Origin of the sequence: Ruegeria pomeroyi DSS-3, assembly GCF_000011965.2 — a bacterium.
Taxonomy (GTDB): Bacteria; Pseudomonadota; Alphaproteobacteria; order Rhodobacterales; family Rhodobacteraceae; genus Ruegeria_B; species Ruegeria_B pomeroyi.
Window position 1 is genome coordinate 2061337 of the sequence record NC_003911.12, and the last position, 21107, is coordinate 2082443.

General features: G+C 64.4%; 19 protein-coding genes. 12 read left to right on the plus strand and 7 right to left on the minus strand.

Annotation, left to right across the window (positions count from 1 at the left end; all coding sequences use genetic code 11):
* Positions 1-370: 370 nt before the first annotated feature.
* On the plus strand, positions 371-1924 hold the full coding sequence (locus SPO_RS09820; RefSeq protein WP_011047665.1) for a helicase HerA-like domain-containing protein: 1554 nt from the start codon (positions 371-373) through the stop codon (positions 1922-1924).
* 138 nt (positions 1925-2062) lie between these two features.
* On the opposite strand, the gene SPO_RS09825 is transcribed toward SPO_RS09820, so the two are convergent.
* From SPO_RS09825 to SPO_RS09845, 5 genes are all read right to left on the minus strand, one after another.
* A complete protein-coding gene (locus SPO_RS09825; protein WP_011047666.1) occupies positions 2063-3367 on the minus strand; it encodes a branched-chain amino acid ABC transporter permease in 1305 nt (434 codons plus the stop codon).
* On the minus strand, positions 3364-4374 hold the full coding sequence (locus SPO_RS09830) for a branched-chain amino acid ABC transporter permease (RefSeq protein ID WP_011047667.1): 1011 nt from the start codon (positions 4372-4374) through the stop codon (positions 3364-3366). The genes SPO_RS09825 and SPO_RS09830 overlap by 4 nt, the downstream gene beginning before the upstream one ends.
* Positions 4375-4377: 3 nt before the next feature.
* A complete protein-coding gene (locus tag SPO_RS09835) occupies positions 4378-5208 on the minus strand; it encodes an ABC transporter ATP-binding protein (RefSeq protein ID WP_011047668.1) in 831 nt (276 codons plus the stop codon).
* Positions 5205-5993, minus strand: coding sequence for an ABC transporter ATP-binding protein (locus SPO_RS09840; protein WP_044029208.1), 789 nt, complete (start codon positions 5991-5993; stop codon positions 5205-5207). The genes SPO_RS09835 and SPO_RS09840 overlap by 4 nt, the downstream gene beginning before the upstream one ends.
* Positions 5994-6132: 139 nt before the next feature.
* Positions 6133-7326, minus strand: a complete 1194-nt coding sequence (locus tag SPO_RS09845; protein WP_011047670.1) for an ABC transporter substrate-binding protein — start codon at positions 7324-7326, stop codon at positions 6133-6135.
* Positions 7327-7485: 159 nt separating this feature from the next.
* Between SPO_RS09845 and SPO_RS09850 the strand changes: the two genes are divergently transcribed.
* Entirely contained in the window at positions 7486-8598 is a 1113-nt protein-coding gene (locus tag SPO_RS09850; RefSeq protein ID WP_011047671.1) for a PQQ-dependent sugar dehydrogenase, read from the plus strand.
* A gap of 112 nt (positions 8599-8710) precedes the next feature.
* On the opposite strand, the gene SPO_RS09855 is transcribed toward SPO_RS09850, so the two are convergent.
* Positions 8711-9715, minus strand: coding sequence for a GlxA family transcriptional regulator (locus tag SPO_RS09855; protein WP_044028230.1), 1005 nt, complete (start codon positions 9713-9715; stop codon positions 8711-8713).
* A gap of 171 nt (positions 9716-9886) precedes the next feature.
* Here SPO_RS09855 and SPO_RS09860 point away from each other — a divergent pair, with 171 nt between their 5' ends.
* Complete coding sequence (locus SPO_RS09860; RefSeq protein WP_044028232.1) at positions 9887-11257, plus strand: class II 3-deoxy-7-phosphoheptulonate synthase; 1371 nt, start codon at positions 9887-9889, stop codon at positions 11255-11257.
* 70 nt (positions 11258-11327) lie between these two features.
* On the opposite strand, the gene SPO_RS09865 is transcribed toward SPO_RS09860, so the two are convergent.
* Positions 11328-12014, minus strand: a complete 687-nt coding sequence (locus SPO_RS09865; RefSeq protein ID WP_044029210.1) for a PAS domain-containing protein — start codon at positions 12012-12014, stop codon at positions 11328-11330.
* Between the two features lie 247 nt (positions 12015-12261).
* Between SPO_RS09865 and SPO_RS09870 the strand changes: the two genes are divergently transcribed.
* From SPO_RS09870 to phoU, 9 genes are all read left to right on the plus strand, one after another.
* Positions 12262-13152: a YicC/YloC family endoribonuclease gene (locus SPO_RS09870; protein ID WP_011047675.1), complete on the plus strand. Its 891-nt coding sequence runs from the start codon at positions 12262-12264 to the stop codon at positions 13150-13152.
* Positions 13153-13170: 18 nt separating this feature from the next.
* Positions 13171-13812, plus strand: a complete 642-nt coding sequence (gene gmk / locus SPO_RS09875) for a guanylate kinase (protein ID WP_011047676.1) — start codon at positions 13171-13173, stop codon at positions 13810-13812.
* Positions 13809-14333: a gamma carbonic anhydrase family protein gene (locus SPO_RS09880; RefSeq protein WP_011047677.1), complete on the plus strand. Its 525-nt coding sequence runs from the start codon at positions 13809-13811 to the stop codon at positions 14331-14333. The genes gmk and SPO_RS09880 overlap by 4 nt, the downstream gene beginning before the upstream one ends.
* A 16-nt stretch (positions 14334-14349) precedes the next feature.
* Positions 14350-15396: a sensor histidine kinase gene (locus SPO_RS09885; protein WP_011047678.1), complete on the plus strand. Its 1047-nt coding sequence runs from the start codon at positions 14350-14352 to the stop codon at positions 15394-15396.
* Between the two features lie 226 nt (positions 15397-15622).
* Complete coding sequence (locus tag SPO_RS09890) at positions 15623-16663, plus strand: substrate-binding domain-containing protein (RefSeq protein ID WP_011047679.1); 1041 nt, start codon at positions 15623-15625, stop codon at positions 16661-16663.
* Positions 16664-16743: 80 nt separating this feature from the next.
* On the plus strand, positions 16744-18216 hold the full coding sequence (gene pstC, locus SPO_RS09895; protein WP_044028234.1) for a phosphate ABC transporter permease subunit PstC: 1473 nt from the start codon (positions 16744-16746) through the stop codon (positions 18214-18216).
* A complete protein-coding gene (gene pstA / locus SPO_RS09900) occupies positions 18213-19565 on the plus strand; it encodes a phosphate ABC transporter permease PstA (RefSeq protein WP_011047681.1) in 1353 nt (450 codons plus the stop codon). The genes pstC and pstA overlap by 4 nt, the downstream gene beginning before the upstream one ends.
* Positions 19566-19578: 13 nt before the next feature.
* Positions 19579-20376: a phosphate ABC transporter ATP-binding protein PstB gene (pstB, locus tag SPO_RS09905; protein WP_044028237.1), complete on the plus strand. Its 798-nt coding sequence runs from the start codon at positions 19579-19581 to the stop codon at positions 20374-20376.
* A 17-nt stretch (positions 20377-20393) separates the two neighbouring features.
* Positions 20394-21095 carry a phosphate signaling complex protein PhoU gene (gene phoU, locus SPO_RS09910; RefSeq protein ID WP_011047683.1) on the plus strand — a complete coding sequence of 234 codons (702 nt, stop codon included), beginning with the start codon at positions 20394-20396 and terminating at the stop codon, positions 21093-21095.
* Positions 21096-21107 lie beyond the last annotated feature (12 nt).

A 21107-nucleotide genomic window follows, 5' to 3' on the forward strand; every position in this document is an offset into this window, starting at 1 on the left:
AAGCAGCGCATCGGCGGCGATTTGATGAGGCCGGATCGAAACGTGAAAAGGGAACCCGTGTTACCCGGATTCCCTCTTATCTGTCTCCCCGTCGGACCGGCCGACTTAGTATTGTGTGCAGACGTTACGAGAGGTGTGGCAACGGGTCAACAGCTATCAGAGGTTTTTTCGCTTCAAGGCGTCAATTGATTGGAGATGCTCGATTTTTGACCGTTGAGTCAGAAAAAAGCCGTGCCCGAAGGCACGGCCAGTCTGACAGGGAGGAAGTGCCCCCAGACACCAGTCGCCTGAGGGACAATAAGGACTATCGCAGGCAAAGGTTAACTTTGTATGGTTGCGGTGAGACGATGAATATCGAGGCATAAACCAAATGGATGGAAAGATTTTCCTGGGCGGCGGCGGCCCGGATTACGGCGTGGCGCAGGGGCTGGACCTGAAATATGCCAACCGACACGGGCTGATTGCGGGCGCCACCGGTACCGGCAAGACGGTGACGCTGCAAATCCTCGCCCAGGGCTTTGCCGAGGCCGGGGTGCCGGTGTTTCTGGCCGATGTCAAAGGCGACCTGTCGGGCATGGCCAAGCCCGGTTCGCCCGATCACAAGCTGCACGCGGCCTTTACCTCGCGCGCGGAAAAGATCGGCCTGAGCGATTACGCCTATCGCGCCTGTCCGGTGACCTTCTGGGATCTGTTTGGCGAACAGGGCCATCCGGTGCGCACCACCGTGGCCGAGATGGGGCCGTTGTTGCTGTCGCAGTTGCTGGAGCTGACAGAGGCGCAGGAGGGTATCCTGAACATCGCCTTCCGCCTTTCGGACGAAGAGGGGCTGCCGCTGCTCGATCTCAAGGATCTTCAGGCATTGCTGGTCTGGATCGGCGAGAATGGTAAATCGCTGTCGCTGCGCTATGGCAATATCTCGACCGCCTCGGTGGGCGCGATTCAGCGCCGGCTGCTGGTGATCGAGAACCAGGGCGGCGCGCGCCTGTTCGGCGAACCGGCGCTGGATCTGGCCGACATGATGCGGGTCGATGACCAGGGGCGCGGCATGGTCAACATCCTGGCCGCCGATACGCTGATGGCCTCGCCGCGGCTCTACTCGACCTTCCTGCTCTGGCTGCTCAGCGAGCTGTTCGAGGAACTGCCCGAGGTGGGCGACCCCGAAAAGCCGAAACTGGTGTTCTTCTTTGACGAGGCGCATCTGCTGTTTGATGACGCGCCCAAGGCGCTGGTGGACAAGGTCGAACAGGTGGCCCGCCTGATCCGGTCCAAGGGGGTGGGGGTCTATTTCATCACCCAGAACCCGGCGGATGTGCCCGAGGATGTGCTGGGTCAGCTGGGCAACCGCATCCAGCACGCGCTGCGCGCCTTTACCGCACGCGACCGCAAGAACCTGCGGCTGGCCGCCGAGACCTATCGCGAGAACCCCGCGTTCGACACCGAAGAGGCGATCCGCGAGGTGGGCGTGGGCGAGGCGGTGACTTCGATGCTGATGAAAAAGGGCGTGCCGGGGGTGGTGGAACGCACCCTGATCCGCCCGCCCTCGTCGCAACTGGGTCCGATCACTCCGGCCGAGCGCAAGGCGATCCTGAACACCTCGGACATGGCGGGGAAATACGACACGCCGCTGGACCGCAAATCGGCCTTCGAGATTCTGGCGAAACGGGCCGAGGAGGCCGCGAAAGAGGCCGAACAGGCCGAGGAGCGCGCCGAGGAGGCCAGCCCCTGGGAGCGCGAGTACAACTCGGCGCGGCGCTATTCCGGCAGCCGGGTGGGCCGGTCGAGCGCGCGTCAGACCAGCAGCCGGCGCCGCAGCGAGGACACGCTGACCAGCGCCATGGGCGAGGCGGTGATCAAGGAGCTGAAAGGCACTACCGGCCGGCGCATCGTGCGCGGCATTCTGGGCAGCCTGTTCAAGGGGCGCTGACGGAGCGGGGGCGCTGCCCCCGTCGCGCGCTGCGCGACTCCCCCGGAGTATTTCGAACCAGAAAGAAGCAGATCGGCGCTTGGGCGTGGTTTGCTGCAAAAAAGGCCGCGTCCGGGTGGGGCGCGGCCTTTCTTGGATTTACTTTTCCGGGATCAACCCGCGTGGGCTGAACCTGAGCACCAGGAGCAGGATGATCCCCATGGTCAACAGACGCATATGGGCGGCGCTGTCGATCAGGTGCGATTTCAGCGCACTGCCTTCGGCCATGCCGCTGGTGATCACCTGCATCAGGAAGAGGCCCAGAGGTTCGACCTGAACCCAGAGAAACCAGATCAGCATCGCGCCCAGCACCGCGCCGAAATTGTTGCCCGATCCACCGACGATCACCATCACCCAGACCAGGAAGGTGAAGCGCAGCGGCTGATAGGTGCCCGGTGTCAGCTGTCCGTCGAGCGTGGTCATCATCGCCCCGGCGATACCGCAGACGGCCGATCCCAGCACGAAGATTTGCAGATGCCGGCGGGTAACGTCCTTGCCCATCGCCTCGGCCGCGACCTCGTTGTCGCGGATGGCGCGCATCATCCGGCCCCAGGGGCTTTTCAGGGCCATCTGCGCCATCCAGAGAAGGATCAGCAGCACCACCATGAACAGGACCGAATAGCCCAGTTTCACATAGAGGGTAGAGGCGGTCACCGGGTCGATGCCCAGCGAGGCCGCGCTTTCGACAAAGCCGGCATCGTTTTGCAGGTCGATCTCGTAAGGAACCGGGCGGGGCAGGCCGATCACGTTCTTGACGCCGCGCGCCAGCCAGTCCTCGTTCTTCATCACCGCGATGATGATCTCGGCGATGCCCAGCGTGGCAATCGCCAGGTAATCCGAACGCAGGCCCAGCGCCGTCTTGCCGATCAGCCAGGCGGCACCCGCGGCCAGAAGGCCACCGGCGGGCCAGGCCAGCAGCACCGGCAGGCCCAGGCCGCCGATATTGCCCGCCGCTGCCGGGTTGATCGCCTCGACCGCCATAACGTTGGGGTCAAACACCGCGCGATAGATGATGAAACCCAGCACCAGCACCGCCAGCATGGCCAGGTTGCGACTGCGTCCCTTGGGCATGTGGCGGGCCACCAGCACGGCGGCCACCACGGTGGCGGCGCCAAGCAGCAGCGCCAGCACGATGCCGAAGCCGCCCGCGCTCCACGCCTCGGGCGAGAGCGGCTCGGACACCAGCACCACGGCCAGACCGCCCAGCGCGACAAAGCCCATGATGCCCACGTTGAAGAGCCCGGCAAAGCCCCATTGCAGGTTCACCCCGATGGCCATGATGGCCGAGATCAGCCCCATGTTGACGATCAGGATGGCCGAGTTCCAGCTTTGCATGAAACCGGTGATCGCAACCAGGACGGCGATGCCCAGGAACAGGGCGGTATTCTTCACTGTCTCGGTCATACCGCTTTCCCCTTGAAGAGGCCCGTAGGCTTGAACAGCAGCACGATCAGCAGGATGACGAAGCTGACCGCGAATTTGTAGTCGGTGCTCAGAAGCTGCACCAACCCGTCAGGCGACATTCCTTCGGGAGCGAGATAACCCAGCACCTTTTTCCAGGCATAGGTCACCGTCACCTCGGAAAAGGCGATGACGAAGCCACCGGCGATGGCGCCCAGCGGGCTGCCCAGACCGCCGACGATGGCCGAGGCGAAGATCGGCAGCAGCAGCTGGAAATAGACGAAGGGCTTGAAGCTCTTGTCGAGCCCGTAAAGCACCCCTGCCGTGGTGGCCAGCGCCGCGACGATCAGCCAGGTGTACATCACCACCCTTTCGGGGTTGATTCCCGAGAGCAGCGCCAGATCCTCGTTATCGGAATAGGCGCGCATGGATTTGCCGGTGCGGGTCCGGTTCAGGAACCAGAACAGCAGCGCCACGCAGATCACCGCGACAACCACGGTCAGCGCCTGGGTGGTCTTGATCGCCAACCCCTCGTCCAGCCCGGTCATCTTCTTGAAGTCGCGGGCCGAGATCAGGAACCGGGTGCCATCGGCGAAGTTCTGGTCATTGGGGCCGATGACGAAACGCACCAGCCCGTTCATGATGAACATCACCCCCATCGAGACGATGACCAGGATCACCGGTTTCGCCTTTTGCTCGCGGTAAAAGCGATAGACCGCGCGGTCGGTGACCAGCACCAGCGCCATACAGCCCAGGATGCCGAAGGGCAGGGCCAAAAGCGCGGTGGGCAGTGGCCCGAGGCTGATGCCATGCGACTGCATCCACCAGGTCACCAGCACGGTGATCATGGCGCCAAAGGCCATGGTGTCACCATGCGCAAAGTTCGAGAACCGCAGGATGCCATAGATCAGCGTGACGCCCAGCGCGCCCAGCGCCAGCTGGCTGCCATAGGCGATCGCGGGGATCAGGACAAAGTTCGAAAGCGCCACAAGGGCGTTGAGGATTTCCATGTCTCAGCCCCCCAGGAAGGATTTGCGGACTTCGGGATCTTCGAGCAGTTCCTTGCCGGTGCCGGTAAAGGCGTTGCGGCCCTGAACCAGCACATATCCCTTGTCGGCGATGGCCAGCGCCTGCTTGGCGTTCTGCTCGACCATCAGGATCGGCAGGCCGGTACGGCTGACCTCGATGATGCGGTCAAACAACTCGTCCATCACGATGGGGCTGACGCCCGCGGTGGGTTCGTCCAGCATCAGCACCTTGGGCTTGGTCATCAGAGCCCGGCCCACGGCGACCTGCTGGCGCTGGCCGCCCGACAGCTCTCCGGCGGCCTGATACCGTTTCTCGCGCAGGATCGGGAACAGGTCATAGACCTGCTCCATGGTCTCGCGGATGTCATCGCGGCGGATGAAGGCGCCCATTTCCAGGTTCTCCTCGACCGTCATCGAGGTGAAGATGTTGTTGGTCTGGGGCACAAAGCCCATGCCCTTGACCACCCGGTCCTGCGGGGTGAGCCTGGTGATGTCCTCACCATCCAGCCGGACCGAGCCCGAGCGCACGTCGAGCATGCCGAACACCGCCTTCATCGCGGTCGACTTGCCGGCGCCGTTGGGGCCAACGATCACGGCGATCTCGCCCGGGTTCACCGCGATGGTGCAGTCATGCAGGATATCGGGGCCCTTGCCATAACCGCCGGTCATGGTGTCGCCGATCAGAAAGGGGCCGCCATCGACCTTGGTCGTCGGGCCGCTCTTGCGATGGGCGGGGGTCATGGTGCCCATACCCTTGGTATTGGTGATCGAGGCGTCCTTGTTGCCGCGACCGTCCTGATAGGGATTGTCGCTCATGCGCCTGCCTCCAGCTGTGCCTTGTTCTTCAGGCCGGTGCCCAGATAGGCCTCGATCACATGCTCGTTGGCCTTGATCTCGTCCAGCGTGCCCTGGGCCAGGACCCGGCCCTCGGCCATGCAGATGACGGGATCACAGATCTTGCCGATGAAATCCATGTCATGCTCGATCACGACAAAGGTGTAGCCGCGTTCCTTGTTGAGCCGCAGGATGGTATCGGCGATGGTCATCAGCAGGGTCCGGTTCACGCCCGCGCCGACCTCGTCCAGGAACACGATCTTGGCGTCCACCATCATGGTGCGGCCCAGTTCCAGCAGCTTCTTCTGCCCACCCGAGACCTGGCCCGCCTTGTGATCGGCCAGATGTTCGATGGTCAGGAATTCCAGCACCTCGTCGGCCTTGGCGCGCAGCGCGCGTTCCTCGTCCGCGATCCGCTTGCGTCCGAACCAGGTGTTCCACAGGGCCTCGCCCGACTGGCCGCCCGGCACCATCATCAGGTTCTCGCGACAGGTCATCGAGCTGAATTCATGCGCGATCTGAAAGGTCCTGAGCAGCCCCTTGTGGAACAGCTCGTGCGGCGGCAGGCCGGTGATATCCTCGCCATCCATGGTGACCTTGCCGCTGGTGGGCGGCAGGACGCCGGCGATCACGTTGAAAAGGGTGGTTTTGCCGGCTCCGTTCGGTCCGATCAGACCGGTGACAGAGCCCTTGGTGATTTCCAGCGTCGCACCATCGACAGCATGGAAACCGCCGAAGTGCTTGTGCACGTCTTCGACGACGATCATGTGTTCCCCCGGGGCCGCTTTGTGTTTTGCGGCCTTGTTGGTTGTTGCCTCATCCCCCGAAAAGAGGTGCGGCCTTTTGTCATTGAAACAGCCCGGACACAAGGCCCGGGCTGTTCTGTGTCATCTCATCGCAGGGCGATCAACGGAACTTGGCCGTGGTGATCTTGCCGCCTTCGATGGTGATCTGGCGGTAGTTGCCGGCGCTTTCGCCGGGTCCGATCAGCTCGACCGCGGTGGCGCCGACATAGTCGACCTCGCCGCCGTCCTTGATGATCTGCAGCGCCTTGGCCAGTTCGCCGGGATAGATCTTCTCGCCCGGTGCGTTGGCCACATGCATCACGTGATCCTTGTAATCGCCCGAGTCCTTGGAGTTGGCCGCCTGCATGGCCAGCATGATCAGGGCTGCCGCATCATAGGCTTCCGGGGTGAAGGGCGAGGTGGAATCGAACGCGCCGCCCACCATTTCCGAGAACTTGGCAACGCCCGGGCTGTCGGTGCCGGGGTGCTGGCCGCTCGAGCCTTCGATTTCGTCGCCGAAGTTCTCTTCGAGCTTGGCGCCGATCATGCCGTCGGGGAAGTGGAAGGTGTCGAACGCGCCCGAGTCGATGGCCGAGCGCACGATGCCCGAACCGCCCTGGTCGACGTAACCGGCAACCACCAGACGGTCGCCACCGGCAGCCGCCAGCGCGCCCACTTCGGCCGAATAGTCGGCCTTGCCGTCTTCATGTGCGGCCGAGATGGTCACGGTGCCGCCCGCCGCTTCGAATGCGGCCTGGAAGCTGTCGGCCAGACCCTTGCCATAGTCGTTGTTGGTATAGGTCAGCGCGACTTCCTTGATGCCTTCTTCCATCAGCACTTCGGTCATCACGACACCCTGACGGGCATCCGACGGGGCGGTGCGGAAGAACAGGCCGTTGTCGTCGGCGGTCGACAGTGCCGGCGAGGTGGCCGAGGGCGAGATCATCACGACGCCGTTCGGGACGGCGACGTTGGACAGGATCGCACCGGTCACGCCCGAACAGTCGGCGCCCATGATGCCGTCAACCTTGTCCGAGGTCACCAGACGCTCGGCGGCGGCGGTGGCGGCGGCGGCGTCAACGCAGGTCGAGTCCGCGCGGACCGAGGTCACGGTGGCCCCATCCAGCAGCAGGCCCGAGTCGGTGACTTCCTTCATCGCCAGCTCGGCGCCGTCGGCCATCGAGGGGGTCAGCGATTCGATCGGGCCGGTGAAGCCCAGAATCACGCCGATCTTCACCTCTTTGGCATGACCACCGGCAAAGGCCGCGCTTGCCATCAGGGCAGAGGCCGCAGTGGCCGTGAGAAGCTTTTTCATGTGTTACTCCCTTGTTGGAACGTAATCGTTCTGACGAAACCCTAGGCAAGCTGTCGCCAAAAGAAAAGTCCTAACGAAAAAGTGGTTTGGTGCCGTAAATCATGGATGTTCTGCTGGTCGTGGTCTTGAGTTGAGACTGGGTAGGCTGGAGGAAACGGGATGACATTCGCACGGATCAGCTGCGTGATTCTGACGGTGGCGGCGCTGCTGACCTCGGATCGGGCCGGGGCCGAGCTGTCATCGCGCGCCGGGCCGCTCAAGGTCGAAATGATGGCCGAGGGGCTTGATTCGCCCTGGGCGGTGGCGCCGCTGCCGGGGGCCGGGTTTCTTGTCACCGAGCGGGGTGGCGATCTGCTTTATGTAAACGGTGCTCAGCGGGTCCGGGTGTCGGGCACGCCCCGGGTAAGGGTCGCGGGGCAGGGCGGTTTGCTGGATGTCACCCTTGCCCGCGATTTCGCCAGCAGCCGGCGGCTTTACCTCACCTATGCGCAGCCGCAGCCGGGCGTTGGCGCCGGCACGGCGGTGGCGGTTGCGCGGCTGTCCGAGGACAAACGTCGCCTGACCGGGCTCAGCCGCATCTACGAGGTGCCGCCAGGCGGACAGGGTGGCCGCCATTTCGGCAGCCGCGTGGTCGAGGCAGCGGATGGCACACTCTTTGTCACGCTGGGCGACCGGGGCGCCGATGCCAGCGCGCAGGATCCGGGCAACCCGCAAGGCTCGGTGATCCGCATCCATCCGGATGGCCGCATCCCAAGCGACAATCCCTTTGTGGGGCAAAGCGGTATCCGGCCCGAGGTCTGGTCTCTGGGCCACCGCAATCCGCAGGGCGCGGGGCTGGATGCGCAGGGGCGGCTCTGGACCTCGGAACATGGCGCGCGCGGCGGTGATGAGGTGAACCTGATCCGGCCCGGTGCCAATTACGGCTGGCCGGTGATCTCATATGGCCGCCATTATTCGGGCGCCAGGATCGGCGAGGGCACCCACAAAGAAGGGATGGAACAGCCGAAGTTCCATTGGGATCCGTCGATCGCCCCCTCGGGCCTGCTGGTCTATTCCGGCACGCTCTGGCCCGCGTGGAAGGGCGACATATTTGTCGGTTCCCTGAAGTTCGACCATATCGTCCGCCTGACCGGCAGCCCTCTGCGCGAGGCCGAGCGGATCGAAGGCCCCGAAACCGAACGCCTGCGCGACATCGTCGAAGCACCGGACGGCGCGATCTGGTTCATCTCCGAGGGGCGGGGCGCGGTTTACAGGATCAGCCCTGCGTCCTGAGCTGAGTTTGATGAACACAAAGGGGGCGTGCGGGATCTGACCCTGCCCCCGATGTTTTCGATCCTGTCGACAGCAAGCGCCGACATCGATCTTGGGCAGGTTCCAGCGCCGCCTAGACCGACAATCGGGTGCTTTGCGCACCGCGCTCGCGATAGGGGGTGGTGTTGTAATGCGCCCGGTAGCATTTCGAGAAATGGCTGGGCGAGGCAAAGCCGCAGGCCAGCGCCACATTGATGACGCTCATATCGGTCTGCATCAGCAGGTTGCGCGCCTTTTGCAGCCTGAGTTCCATGTAATAGCGTTTCGGGCTGCGGCTCAGATAGCGGCGGAACAGCCGTTCCAGCTGGCGGGTGGACATGCCCACATCCTTGGCCAGCAGCGCGGGCGAGATCGGCTCTTCGATGTTGCGCTCCATCATCTGGATGACCTGGCTCAGCTTGGGGTGGCGCACGCCGATCCGGGTGGGGGTCGACAGGCGCTGGGTGTCCTGATCGGTGCGGATCGAGGAATAGATCAGCTGATCGGCGACCGCGTTGGCCAGCTCCTCGCCATGCGTGTTGGCGATCAGCTTCAGCATCAGGTCGATCGAGGCGGTGCCCCCCGCCGTGGTGATGCGCGCGCCGTCGATGACAAAGACCGATTTGGTCAGCGTCACCTCTTCGAATTCCTCGACGAAACTGTCCTGATTCTCCCAGTGGATCGTGGCTCGCTTGCCATCCAGCAGCCCGGCCTTGGCCAGCGTGTAGCCCGCGGTGCATAGCCCGCCGATGACCGGTCCGCGCCGCGCCTCGCGCCGCAGCCAGCCGACCACCTTCTTGGTGGTGGCCTTCTGCACGTCGATGCCGCCGCAGACCAGGACCACATCCTCGCGCCGCAGCTCTTCCAGATCGCCGTCAAGCTTGAACACGGTGCCATTGGAACAGGTGGCCGAAGCCCCGCCTTCACCCACGACCGACCATTCATACAATTGCTGGCCCGCCATGCGGTTGGCGATGCGCAATGCCTCGACCGCGCAGGCGAAACACAACATGGTGAACTGGTCGAGCAGGACGAAGACAAATCTCTGCGGCTTCTTCTGGCCGCTCTCCACTCTGACAACTTGGCGTTGCTCTTTCATGCGCGCGTTCCTTGGCTATTGTGACGCCGCGTCCGGGGCGTCTGCGCTGGGCTATCCGTCACATTGCTCAGAGCTTGTTTGCGACGTCAAGAGGCGCAAATCTGATATGGTCTCTGCCCGGGTCATTTTGTATAGAGGCCCCCTGTGAATACCATTGCGGAGATGAGAGCGATGAGCGAGTGGCAAAAATCGAACTGGCGCGCGAAACCGCGGGTTCAGATGCCCGACTATACCGATCAGGCCGAACTGGCCCGGGTCGAGGCGCAGCTTTCCCAGTTTCCTCCGCTTGTCTTTGCCGGCGAGGCGCGGCGGCTGAAACGGCATCTGGGTGCAGCCGGGCGCGGCGAGGCCTTTCTGCTGCAGGGCGGCGATTGCGCCGAGAGCTTTGACCAGTTCAGCGCGGATGGCATCCGCGACACGTTCAAGGTGATGCTGCAGATGGCGATGGTGCTGACCTTCGGCGCCAAGGTTCCGGTGATCAAGGTGGGCCGCATGGCCGGCCAGTTCGCCAAGCCGCGCAGCGCGCCGACCGAGGTCCTGGATGGCGTGGAGCTGCCCAGCTATCGCGGTGACATCATCAACGAGCTGGCCTTTACACCCGAAGCCCGGATGCCCAACCCGCAGAAGATGCTGCAGGCCTATACCCAGGCGGCGGCGACGCTGAACCTGTTGCGCGCCTTTTCGACCGGTGGTTTCGCCGACATGAACCGGGTGCATTCCTGGACGCTGGGCTTTACCGACGAACAGGACGTGCAGAAATACTCCGAGATCGCCGACCGCATTCAGGACACGATCGACTTCATGGGCGCGGCCGGGATCACTGCTGACACCACGCATCAGTTCTCGACCGTGGAATTCTACACCAGCCACGAGGGGCTGTTGCTGGAATATGAAGAGGCGCTGACGCGGCTTGATTCGACTTCGGGCAACTGGCTGGCGGGCTCAGGCCACATGATCTGGATCGGCGACCGTACCCGGCAGCCGGACGGCGCGCATGTGGAATACTGCCGCGGTGTGCTGAACCCGATCGGGTTGAAATGCGGCCCCACCACCACCGCCGAAGACCTCAAGGTGCTGATGGCCAAGCTGAACCCCGAGAACGAAGAGGGCCGGCTGACCCTGATCGCGCGCTTTGGCGCGGGCAAGGCGGGTGACCACCTGCCGCGCCTGATCAAGGCGGTGCGCGAGGAGGGTGCCAAGGTGACCTGGGTCTGCGACCCGATGCATGGCAACACCATCAAGTCGGCCTCGGGCTACAAGACCCGGCCCTTCGAATCGGTGCTGCGCGAGGTGCGCGACTTCTTTGCCGTGCACCAGGCCGAAGGCACCGTGCCCGGCGGCGTGCATTTCGAGATGACCGGCCAGGACGTGACCGAATGCACCGGCGGCGTACGCGCGGTGACCGACGAGGATCTGAGCGATCGCTATCACACCGCCTGCGATCCGCGGCTGAATGCCAGCCAGTCACTTGAACTGGCCTTCCTCGTGGCCGAGGAGCTGACCCGGCTGCGCGCCGATCAGCGCCGCCGCGCGGCGGGCTGATCCGCCCGCACAGGTCCGGATGGAAACGACAGGCAGCGGCCCGGGGCGAATGCTCCGGGCCGTTTGCCGTTCACTCCTCGGATGAGACCAGACGCAGCTGCGGCTTGCCCTTGACGAAGTCGGCTTGCGGTGCGGCAAAGCCTGCGGCTTGGGGCGCGGCAGAGGCCGCGTCGGGTTGCGCAACCTCGGGCAGGTCGCGCAACACCGATTCCGAGATCTCGAAGCGGCGCCCGCCGGTGCCCAGCGGCCCGTCCGAGATCATGATACCCAGCGCCCGGCTGACATCGCCGAAATCGCTTTGCAACGGCAGCAGGATCATCCGCGCCTCGACCCGGGGCGCGGTAAAGCGGCGCTCGGCGCGCAGCGACATTTCGCAGATCGCGGGGGTGTCGAACACATGCTCCAGCGTGGCGCCGATCTCGGAGCGGGCGGCGGCGGTGAAAAAGGCCGTCAACGGCATGCCGCGAACCTCCATCCCGGCCATCTCGCTCAGATGGCTGCCGGCCAGACGGAACCGGGCCACACCGGGCGCGATCCGTTCCAGTATAAAGGTGTATTCCAGGATGTTCTCCAACCCGCGAGGGTCGATATCCGAGCGCCGCGGCACCCCGTCACCCACCCGCAGGGCCGACCAATAGGCCTCGGCCTGACGCAGCGGCGACACCGTGCGCCCGCTGCGAAACCGGTCCATCGCGATCACATTCCCCGCGCCGTCCCCGCGATCTGCCCGGGACCTGCCACCAAAAAAAGTCTTCATCACCATTACCCTGTTGCTCGCCGTTCCCCTGCCTTGGCTCGCGCCTTGCAGGACAAGGACGGAGCTTAAGACAGGTTACCTAAACGTTAACCTGCCACGGGTTGACCCAATTTTGGAGCAATTCCTTAACGATTGGTTAACTGCGTAAAACTTGACGAAAATCCGGCCGGGTCTTGCCCAAGGGGCGGGCTTGGCATTAGGTGCGGGGGTATTTCCGGCGGGGTCCGCAACATAGGAGAGTGCAGCCATGATCAGATCCATGACCGGTTTTGCCTCGGCGCGCGGCGAGATGGCGCCATTCAGCTGGAGCTGGGAGCTGCGCAGCGTCAATGCCAAGGGGCTGGACCTGCGCCTGCGCGTGCCCGATTGGCTGGAAGGGTTGGAAACCGCGATCCGCGCCGATCTGGGCAAGGCGCTGGGTCGGGGCAGCGTCACGCTCAGCCTGCGGCTGTCCCGGGGCGAAGAGGGCGCGGCGCTGGCGCTGAACCCCGCCGCGCTGTCGGCGGTGCTGGACGCGCTGTCCGAGGTCGAGGATCAGGCGATGACGCGCGGCATGACGCTGGCGCCCTCGCGCGCGGCGGACCTTCTGGCGCTGCGCGGGGTGCTGGAGGCGGGTGGCGGCAGCGACGACCCGGCACCGCTGGTAAAGCGGCTGAAGGCCGAGCTGGGCCCGCTGATTGCCGCATTCCTGCAGATGCGCGAGACCGAGGGAGCCGCACTGGCCGAAATCCTGCAAGGCAACCTGATCCGTGTCGCGGATCTGACCGCGCAGGCGGCGGCGCTGGCTGAAGCGCGCAAACCGCTGGTGGCCGAGACGCTGCGCGCCAATCTGGCCCGAGTGCTGGACAATACGGACGGCGCCGATCCCGACCGGGTGGCGCAGGAATTGGCCATGCTTGCCGTCAAAGCCGACGTGACCGAGGAACTGGACCGCCTGCAGGCCCATATCAAGGCCGCCCGCGACCTGCTGGCCAAGGGCGGCGCGGTGGGGCGCAAGCTGGATTTCCTGATGCAGGAATTCAACCGGGAAGCGAACACTCTGTGTTCGAAGTCACAAAACGCTGATCTGACCGGGGTAGGGTTGGAGCTGAAAGCGGTGATCGACCAGATGCGCGAACAGGTCCAGAATGTGGAATAAAGACAGGAAGCAAGACAGATGACAGACCGCCGTGGCCTCTTGATCATTCTTTCCTCGCCCTCGGGCGCGGGGAAATCCACGCTCGCCCGCCGGTTGATGAGCTGGGATCCGGGTCTGAAATTCTCGGTCTCGGCCACCACCCGCGCCCCGCGGCCCGGCGAGGAACATGGCCGCGAATACTATTTTCTGAGCGAAGACCAGTTCAAGGGACAGGTGCGGCGCGGCGAGATGCTGGAACATGCCCATGTGTTCGGCAATTTCTATGGCTCGCCCGCAGGCCCCGTGCGCGACACGATCGAGGCCGGGCAGGACGTGCTGTTCGACGTCGACTGGCAGGGCGAGATCCAGATCCGCAACTCGGATCTGGGCAAGCACGCGCTGTCGATCTTCATCCTGCCGCCCTCGATCAAGGAGCTGCGCCGCAGGCTGGAAAGCCGGGGCCAGGACAGCGCCGAGGTGATCTCGCGCCGGATGCTCAAAAGTTGGGACGAGATCAGCCACTGGGGCTATTACGATTATGTCCTGATCAACGACGATCTGGACGCCACCGAGGAACGGCTGAAAACCATTGTCAGCGCCGAGCGGATGCGCCGCATCCAGCAGCCGGCGCTGCAAGAACATGTGCGCAAGCTGCAAAGTGAATTCGAGGACCTGTCATGACCATCTATGCCCTGGGCGAGCACCGCCCCGAAATCCATCCCGACACCTGGGTCGCCCCCGATGCCAACCTGATCGGCAAGGTGGTGCTGGAAGAGGGCGCCTCGGTCTGGTTCGGCTGCACCATCCGCGCCGATCACGAGGAGATCCGGATCGGGCAGGGCAGCAATGTGCAGGAAAACTGCGTCATGCATATCGACGCGGGCTATCCCCTGACCATCGGGGCGAATTGCACCATCGGCCACAAGGTCATGCTGCATGGCTGCACGATCGGGGAAAACTCGCTGATCGGCATGGGGGCGACGGTGCTGAACGGCGCCAGGATCGGCCGCAACTGCCTGATCGGGGCGGGGGCGCTGATCACCGAGAACAAGGAAATCCCCGACAATTCGCTGGTGATGGGGGTGCCGGGCAAGGTGGTGCGCCAGTTGGACGAGGCCGCCGTGGCCCGCATCGCCTGGAGCGCCAAGCACTATCAGGACAACATGCGCCGGTTCCGCGACAGCATGATCGCGGTGGGTTGATCGCCGGATTGCCGCCATGCCCGAGGATCTGAACCACGAATTCCTGGCCGCCATGCCGCTGGCGGCGCTGCTGGTCGATCAGGCCGAACGGATCATCGCCGCCAATACCGAGGCGCAGACGCTGCTGGGACAGCAGATCGTCGGGCGCCATTACGCCACCATCCTGCGCCAGCCGCAGGTGATCGAGGCGATCGAGCGGGCGCTGCGCGACAAGGGGTCCAGCCGCAGCCGCCATCTGGCCAATGACGGGGCGCAGGATACCACCTTCGAGGTGACCTGCCGCTATGTGAACGGGATCGGCGCGGTGGCGGGCGGCGCGGTGCTGGTCAGCTTTATCGACGTCACCCCGATGGAACAGGCCGGGCAGATGCGCCGCGATTTCGTCGCCAATGTCAGCCACGAGCTGCGCACGCCGCTGACCGCAATCATGGGGTTCATCGAAACCCTGCGCGGCCCAGCGCGCAACGATCCCGCCGCCCAGGACCGGTTTCTGGGCATCATGGAGCAGGAGGCCGGGCGGATGAACCGGCTGGTGGGGGACCTGCTGTCGCTCAACCGGGTCGAAAGCGAAGAGCGGGTCCGACCCCGAGGCGCGGTGGATCTGTCCGGTCAGATCGCCTCGACGCTCAATTCACTGCGCCCGCTTGCGGCCGAGGCCGGGGTCGAGCTTTACTTCACCGGTCCCGAGACCCCGGTCATTGTGCCCGGGGACGAGGACCAGATCCGCCAGGTCCTGACCAACCTGATCGAGAACGCGATCAAGTATGGCGGCAGCGGCGGCGAGGTGCGCGTCACCCTCAGCGAGGCTGAGCGTGACCCGGCGGTGCGCGGCCCCGCCGCCCGCATCCAGGTGTCGGACAAGGGGGCAGGCATCGACGCCGTGCATCTGCCGCGCCTGACCGAGCGATTCTATCGCGCCGACAACCACCGCTCGCGCCAGAAGGGCGGCACCGGGCTGGGGCTGGCCATCGTCAAGCATATCGTCACGCGCCATCGCGGCCGGATGCGGGTGGAAAGCACGCTGGGAAGCGGCACCACCTTTACCGTGATTCTGCCCAAGTAACGCCGATCCGGGGCCCGATCCGCGCAAGCGGGGCGGGCAATCGCCGGTGTCGCGCTGCTGTCATGCTGTCTTTACATGGCTGTCATGCAAACTTGCCGTCACAAATCGGGGCTTTGTCATATCCCTGTTACATAGCCGTCACAAAAGCCTCATGCACGACCCCTAGAAGTCGGCCCGAGATCATCATGGGGATGATCGCTAGATTACCGCTGTCAAGGAGACTGCAATGTCCTTTGTGAAACTGTCGGCTTCGGCCCTGGCAATTGCTGCTGTTTCGGCCACCGCTGCCGCCGCGCGCGATCAGGTCCAGGTGGCCGGGTCCTCGACCGTTCTGCCCTACGCCTCGATCGTCGCCGAAGCCTTTGGCGAAAACTTCGACTTCCCGACCCCCGTGGTGGAATCGGGCGGCTCGTCCGCCGGTCTCAAGCGCTTCTGCGAGGGTGTGGGCGAAAACACCATCGACGTCGCCAATGCCTCGCGCAAGATCAAGGACAAGGAAGTCGCCGTCTGTGCCGAAAACGGCGTGACCGACATCATCGAGGTCCGCATCGGTTATGACGGCATCGTGTTTGCCAGCGACATCGCCGGCAATACGTTCGAATTCACCCCGAGCGACTGGTTCCTGGCGCTGTCGGACAAGATCATGGTCGACGGCCAGCTGGTCGACAACCCCAACAGCACCTGGGCCGACGTGAACGCCGCCTTCCCGGCGCAGCCGATCCAGGCCTTCATCCCGGGCACAAAGCACGGCACTCGCGAAGTGTTCGAAGACAAGGTGATCCTGGCCGGCTGTGAAGCCACCGGCGCTTTCGAGGCGCTCAAGGCCGCCAATGGCGACGACAAGAAAGCCGCCGAGAAAGCCTGTATCGCCCTGCGCACCGACGGTGTGTCGGTCGATATCGACGGCGACTATACCGAGACCCTGGCCCGCATCGAAAGCAACAAGGACGGCATCGGCGTCTTTGGCCTGGCCTTCTACGAGAACAACACCGACAAGCTGCAGGTTGCGACCATGTCGGGCATCGTTCCCTCGACCGAGTCGATCGCAACCGGCGAATACCCGGTGTCGCGTCCGCTCTACTTCTACGTCAAGAAGGCGCATATCGGCGTGATCCCCGGCCTGAAGGAATATGCCGAGTTCTTCATCGCTGACGAGATCGCAGGCCCCGATGGCCCGCTGGCCGAATACGGCCTGGTGTCGGACCCGGAACTGGCCAAGACCCAGGAAGCCGTGGCAGACGAAAAGGTCATCGGCGGCAACTCGTAAGGGTCGCCCCCGATCGTGAACTCCGCCGGGGCGTCTGCGCGCGCCCCGGCTTTTGATCCTCAGATGACGGACGCTGTGTGATGCCGACCCTCTGGCTGGTGCTGTTCCTCCTCCTGCTTTCCACCTTTGGATTCTTTGCCGGCCGCGCGCGGGCGCTGAGTTCCGCCGGTGGCGACGCCCGCAAGCTGCATTCGCTGCCGGTCTATTACGGGCTGAACGTGGCCCTGACCGGGCTGGTCCCCGCGCTTGGCGTGCTGGCGGTCTGGCTTCTGGCGCAGCCGATGCTGATTGATAACCGGGTCTCGGGCCTGATCCCCGAAGACAGCATTCCCGCCGAACTGACCCGCGATCTGGTGATGTCGGATGTGCGCCGCGTGGCCGAGGGGCTGGACGTCGCCGTTGCCCAGGGCGCGCTGAGCGAGGCCGAGGTTGGCGCGCTGAAGGCGGGCAGTTCCGGCATCCGCGCCCGTCTGGGCGAGGTCGGGGTGGCGCTGGGATCGGACGTGCGCCCCGAGGTGCTGGCCGCCGCCCGAACCTATCGCGCGCTCAGCCACACCGGCACCCTGGTGATGGGCGCCGTGGTGGCGGGTCTGGCGCTGGCCGGGCTGGCCTGGTCCTATATGCGCACCCATCACGACTACCGCGCCCGCAATGTGGTCGAACGCGGGGTTCTGGCGCTGCTGATCCTCGCCGCCTCGCTGGCCATCCTGACCACCATCGGCATCGTGCTGTCGATGCTGTTCGAAACCGCGAATTTCTTTGGCCTGCACGACTGGCGCGACTTCTTCTTCGGCAGCACCTGGGCCCCCAACTTCCGGGGCGACAGCGAGCTGTCGATCCTGCCGCTGCTCTGGGGCACGCTGTTCATTTCGCTGATCGCGCTGCTGGTCTCGGTGCCGGTCGGCCTGTTCGCGGCGGTCTATCTGTCGGAATATGCCGGCAAGGCGACCCGCAGTTTCGCCAAGCCGCTGCTGGAAATCCTGGCCGGTATCCCGACCATCGTCTATGGCCTGTTCGCGCTGCTGACGGTGGGGCCGATGCTGGCCGATATCTTTGGCAATGGCGGCGCGCTGGGGGTCAACTGGATGGCGGGTGCCACCTCGGTTCTGACGGCGGGCGTGGTGATGGGCATCATGCTGATCCCCTTTGTCAGCTCGCTGAGCGACGACATCATCAACGCGGTGCCCCAATCCATGCGCGACGGCTCGCTGGGGCTGGGCGCGACCCGCTCGGAAACGGTGCGCAGCGTGGTGCTGCCCGCCGCGCTGCCGGGCATCGTGGGCGCCATCCTGCTGGCCGCGTCACGTGCCATCGGTGAGACCATGATCGTGGTGATGGGCGCGGGGGCGATTGCCAAATTCTCGCTCAACCCGCTGGAATCGATGACCACCATCACCACCCGTATCGTCAGCCAGCTGACCGGGGATACCGATTTCGCCAGCCCCGAAACGCTGGTGGCCTTTGCCCTGGGCCTCACCCTGTTTGTCCTGACGCTGGGGCTCAATGTCCTGGCGCTCTATATCGTGCGCAAATACCGGGAGCAGTACGAATGACCGACCTTACCCCCGACGCCGCCCCCGGCCGCCGCCATGCCGCGTCGCTGTTGACGCCGGATGCGCGCACCCGCCGCCGCAATCGCGCCGAGGCCCGGTTTCGCGCCTATGGCATGGGCGCCATCCTGATCGGCCTGATGATGCTGGCGGTGCTGGTCTTCACCATCGTCTCGCGCGGCACCGGCGCCTATACCCAGACCTTTGTGACGCTGGATGTGGAACTGCTGGAAAGCAAGCTCGACAAGAAGGGCACCCGTGATATCGAGGCGATCAAGAAAGTCTCGACCTTCGGCTATGCGCCGCTGATCAACGCGGCCTTTGAAACGGCCATGGACAAGGCCGGGATCGAGACCGCGCTGAAGCCCAAGGATCAGGCCGCCATCCTGTCCAAACGCGCCGCCGCCCAGCTGCGCGACTATGTCATCGCCGATCCCGAGCGGATCGGGCAGACCGTTAGCTTTCGCTTTCTGGCCAATTCGCGGGTCGATGGCTATCTGAAGGGCCGCGTCACCCGCGAGAGCATCGCCAATGACAAGTCGATCAGCACCGAACAGCTGGATTTCGTCGATCAGCTGATCGCGGCAGGCATGATCAGGAAGACCTTCAACCTCGATTTCATCCTCGGCTCTGACGCCTCGGATCAGCGGCCCGAGGCCGCCGGCATGGGCGTGTCCATGGTCGGCTCGCTGTTCATGATGCTGGTGGTGCTGGTGCTGGCGCTGCCCATCGGTGTGGCCGCCTCGATCTATCTCGAGGAATTTGCCCCCAAGAACTGGCTGACCGACGTGATCGAGGTGAACATCTCGAACCTGGCCGCCGTGCCTTCGATCGTGTTCGGTATCCTGGGTCTGGCGGTCTTCATCAACTACATGCACCTGCCGATGTCGGCGCCGCTGGTGGGCGGTCTGGTGCTGACGTTGATGACCCTGCCGACCATCATCATCTCGACCCGCGCCTCGCTGAAATCGGTGCCCCCCTCGATCCGCGATGCGGCGCTGGGGGTCGGGGCCTCGAAGATGCAGGCGGTGTTCCACCACGTGCTGCCGCTGGCCGCGCCCGGCATCCTGACCGGTACCATCATCGGCCTGGCGCAGGCGCTGGGGGAAACCGCGCCCTTGCTGCTGATCGGCATGGTGGGCTTCATCGCCTCGAACCCGCCCGACGGGATCGCCGCTGGCCTGCTGTCGCCGAACTCGGCCATGCCCGCCCAGATCTATGAATGGGCGAAACGGGCCGACCCGGCCTTTTATGAACGCGCCTGGGGGGGCATCATCATCCTCTTGGTGTTCCTCGTAACCATGAATACGCTGGCCGTGATCCTGCGCCGCCGCTTTGAACGCCGCTGGTAGAAGGAGGCAGACAATGAACGATATGTCCCGAGTGGAGAGAGCCGTGGAAAGCAAGCAAACCAAGATGGAGTGCCGGGACTGCCACGTCTATTACGGCGACACCCACGCCATCAAGAACGTGAATGTCGATATCGCGGACAAGACCGTGACCGCCTTTATCGGCCCCTCGGGCTGCGGCAAGTCCACCTTTCTGCGCTGTCTGAACCGGATGAACGACACCATCGCCGGCGCCCGCGTTCAGGGCTCGTTCCAGCTGGACGGCGAGGATATCTATGACAAGCGGGTCGATCCGGTGCAGCTGCGCGCCAAGGTCGGCATGGTGTTCCAGAAACCCAACCCGTTCCCCAAGTCGATCTATGACAACGTGGCCTATGGCCCGCGCATCCACGGGCTGGCCCGCAACCGGGCCGAGATGGACGAGATCGTCGAAAAGGCCCTGCGCCGCGGCGCCATCTGGGACGAGGTCAAGGACCGGCTGGACGCGCCGGGCACCGGACTGTCGGGCGGTCAGCAGCAGCGCCTGTGCATTGCCCGCGCCATCGCCACCGAACCCGAGGTGCTGCTGATGGACGAGCCCTGTTCGGCGCTCGACCCGATCGCCACCGCCCAGGTCGAGGAGTTGATCGACGAGCTGCGCCAGAACTATTCGGTGGTGATCGTCACCCACTCGATGCAGCAGGCGGCGCGGGTCAGTCAGAAAACGGCCTTCTTCCACCTGGGGCAACTGGTGGAATACGGCGAGACCGGCCAGATCTTTACCAATCCCGAAGATCCCCGGACCGAAAGCTATATCACCGGCCGCATCGGCTGAGGACAGGAGCAGGACACATGGCTCAACAACACATCACCTCGGTCTATGACCGGGAGCTGGAGGCGATCCAGGCCCATATCATGAAAATGGGCGGCCTGGTCGAAGCCGCGATCATGGCCGCGGCGCGGTCGCTGGAGACCCGCGACGCGGAACTGGCCAACGAGGTGCGTGCCGGCGACAAGGCGATCGACGCGCTCGAAGAGCTGATCAACCAGGAGACCGCGCGCCTGATCGCCCTGCGTGCGCCCACGGCGAGCGATCTGCGGCTGGTGCTGACGGTGCTGAAAATCGCCGGAAACCTGGAGCGGATCGGCGACTACGCCAAGAACATCGCCAAGCGGACCACGGTGCTGGTGGATCAGCCGCAGGTGGGCGACAGCGCCGCCGCGCTGCGCCGGATGGCGCGCGAGGTCGAGCTGATGCTGAAGGACGCGCTGGACGCCTATATCCAGCGCGACGCCGAGCTGGGCGCCGATGTGATCGAGCGCGACCATGAGGTGGATCAGATGTACAACGCGCTGTTCCGCCAGTTCCTGACCTTCATGGCCGAGGATCCGCGCAACATCACCCCCTGCATGCATCTGCATTTCATCGCCAAGAATGTCGAGCGCATGGGCGACCATGTCACCTCGATCGCCGAACAGGTCGTCTATCTCGTCACCGGCAACCGCCCCGACGAGATGCGCCCCAAGGGCGATGTGACCTCGACGACCGCATAAGGAGGCACGTGA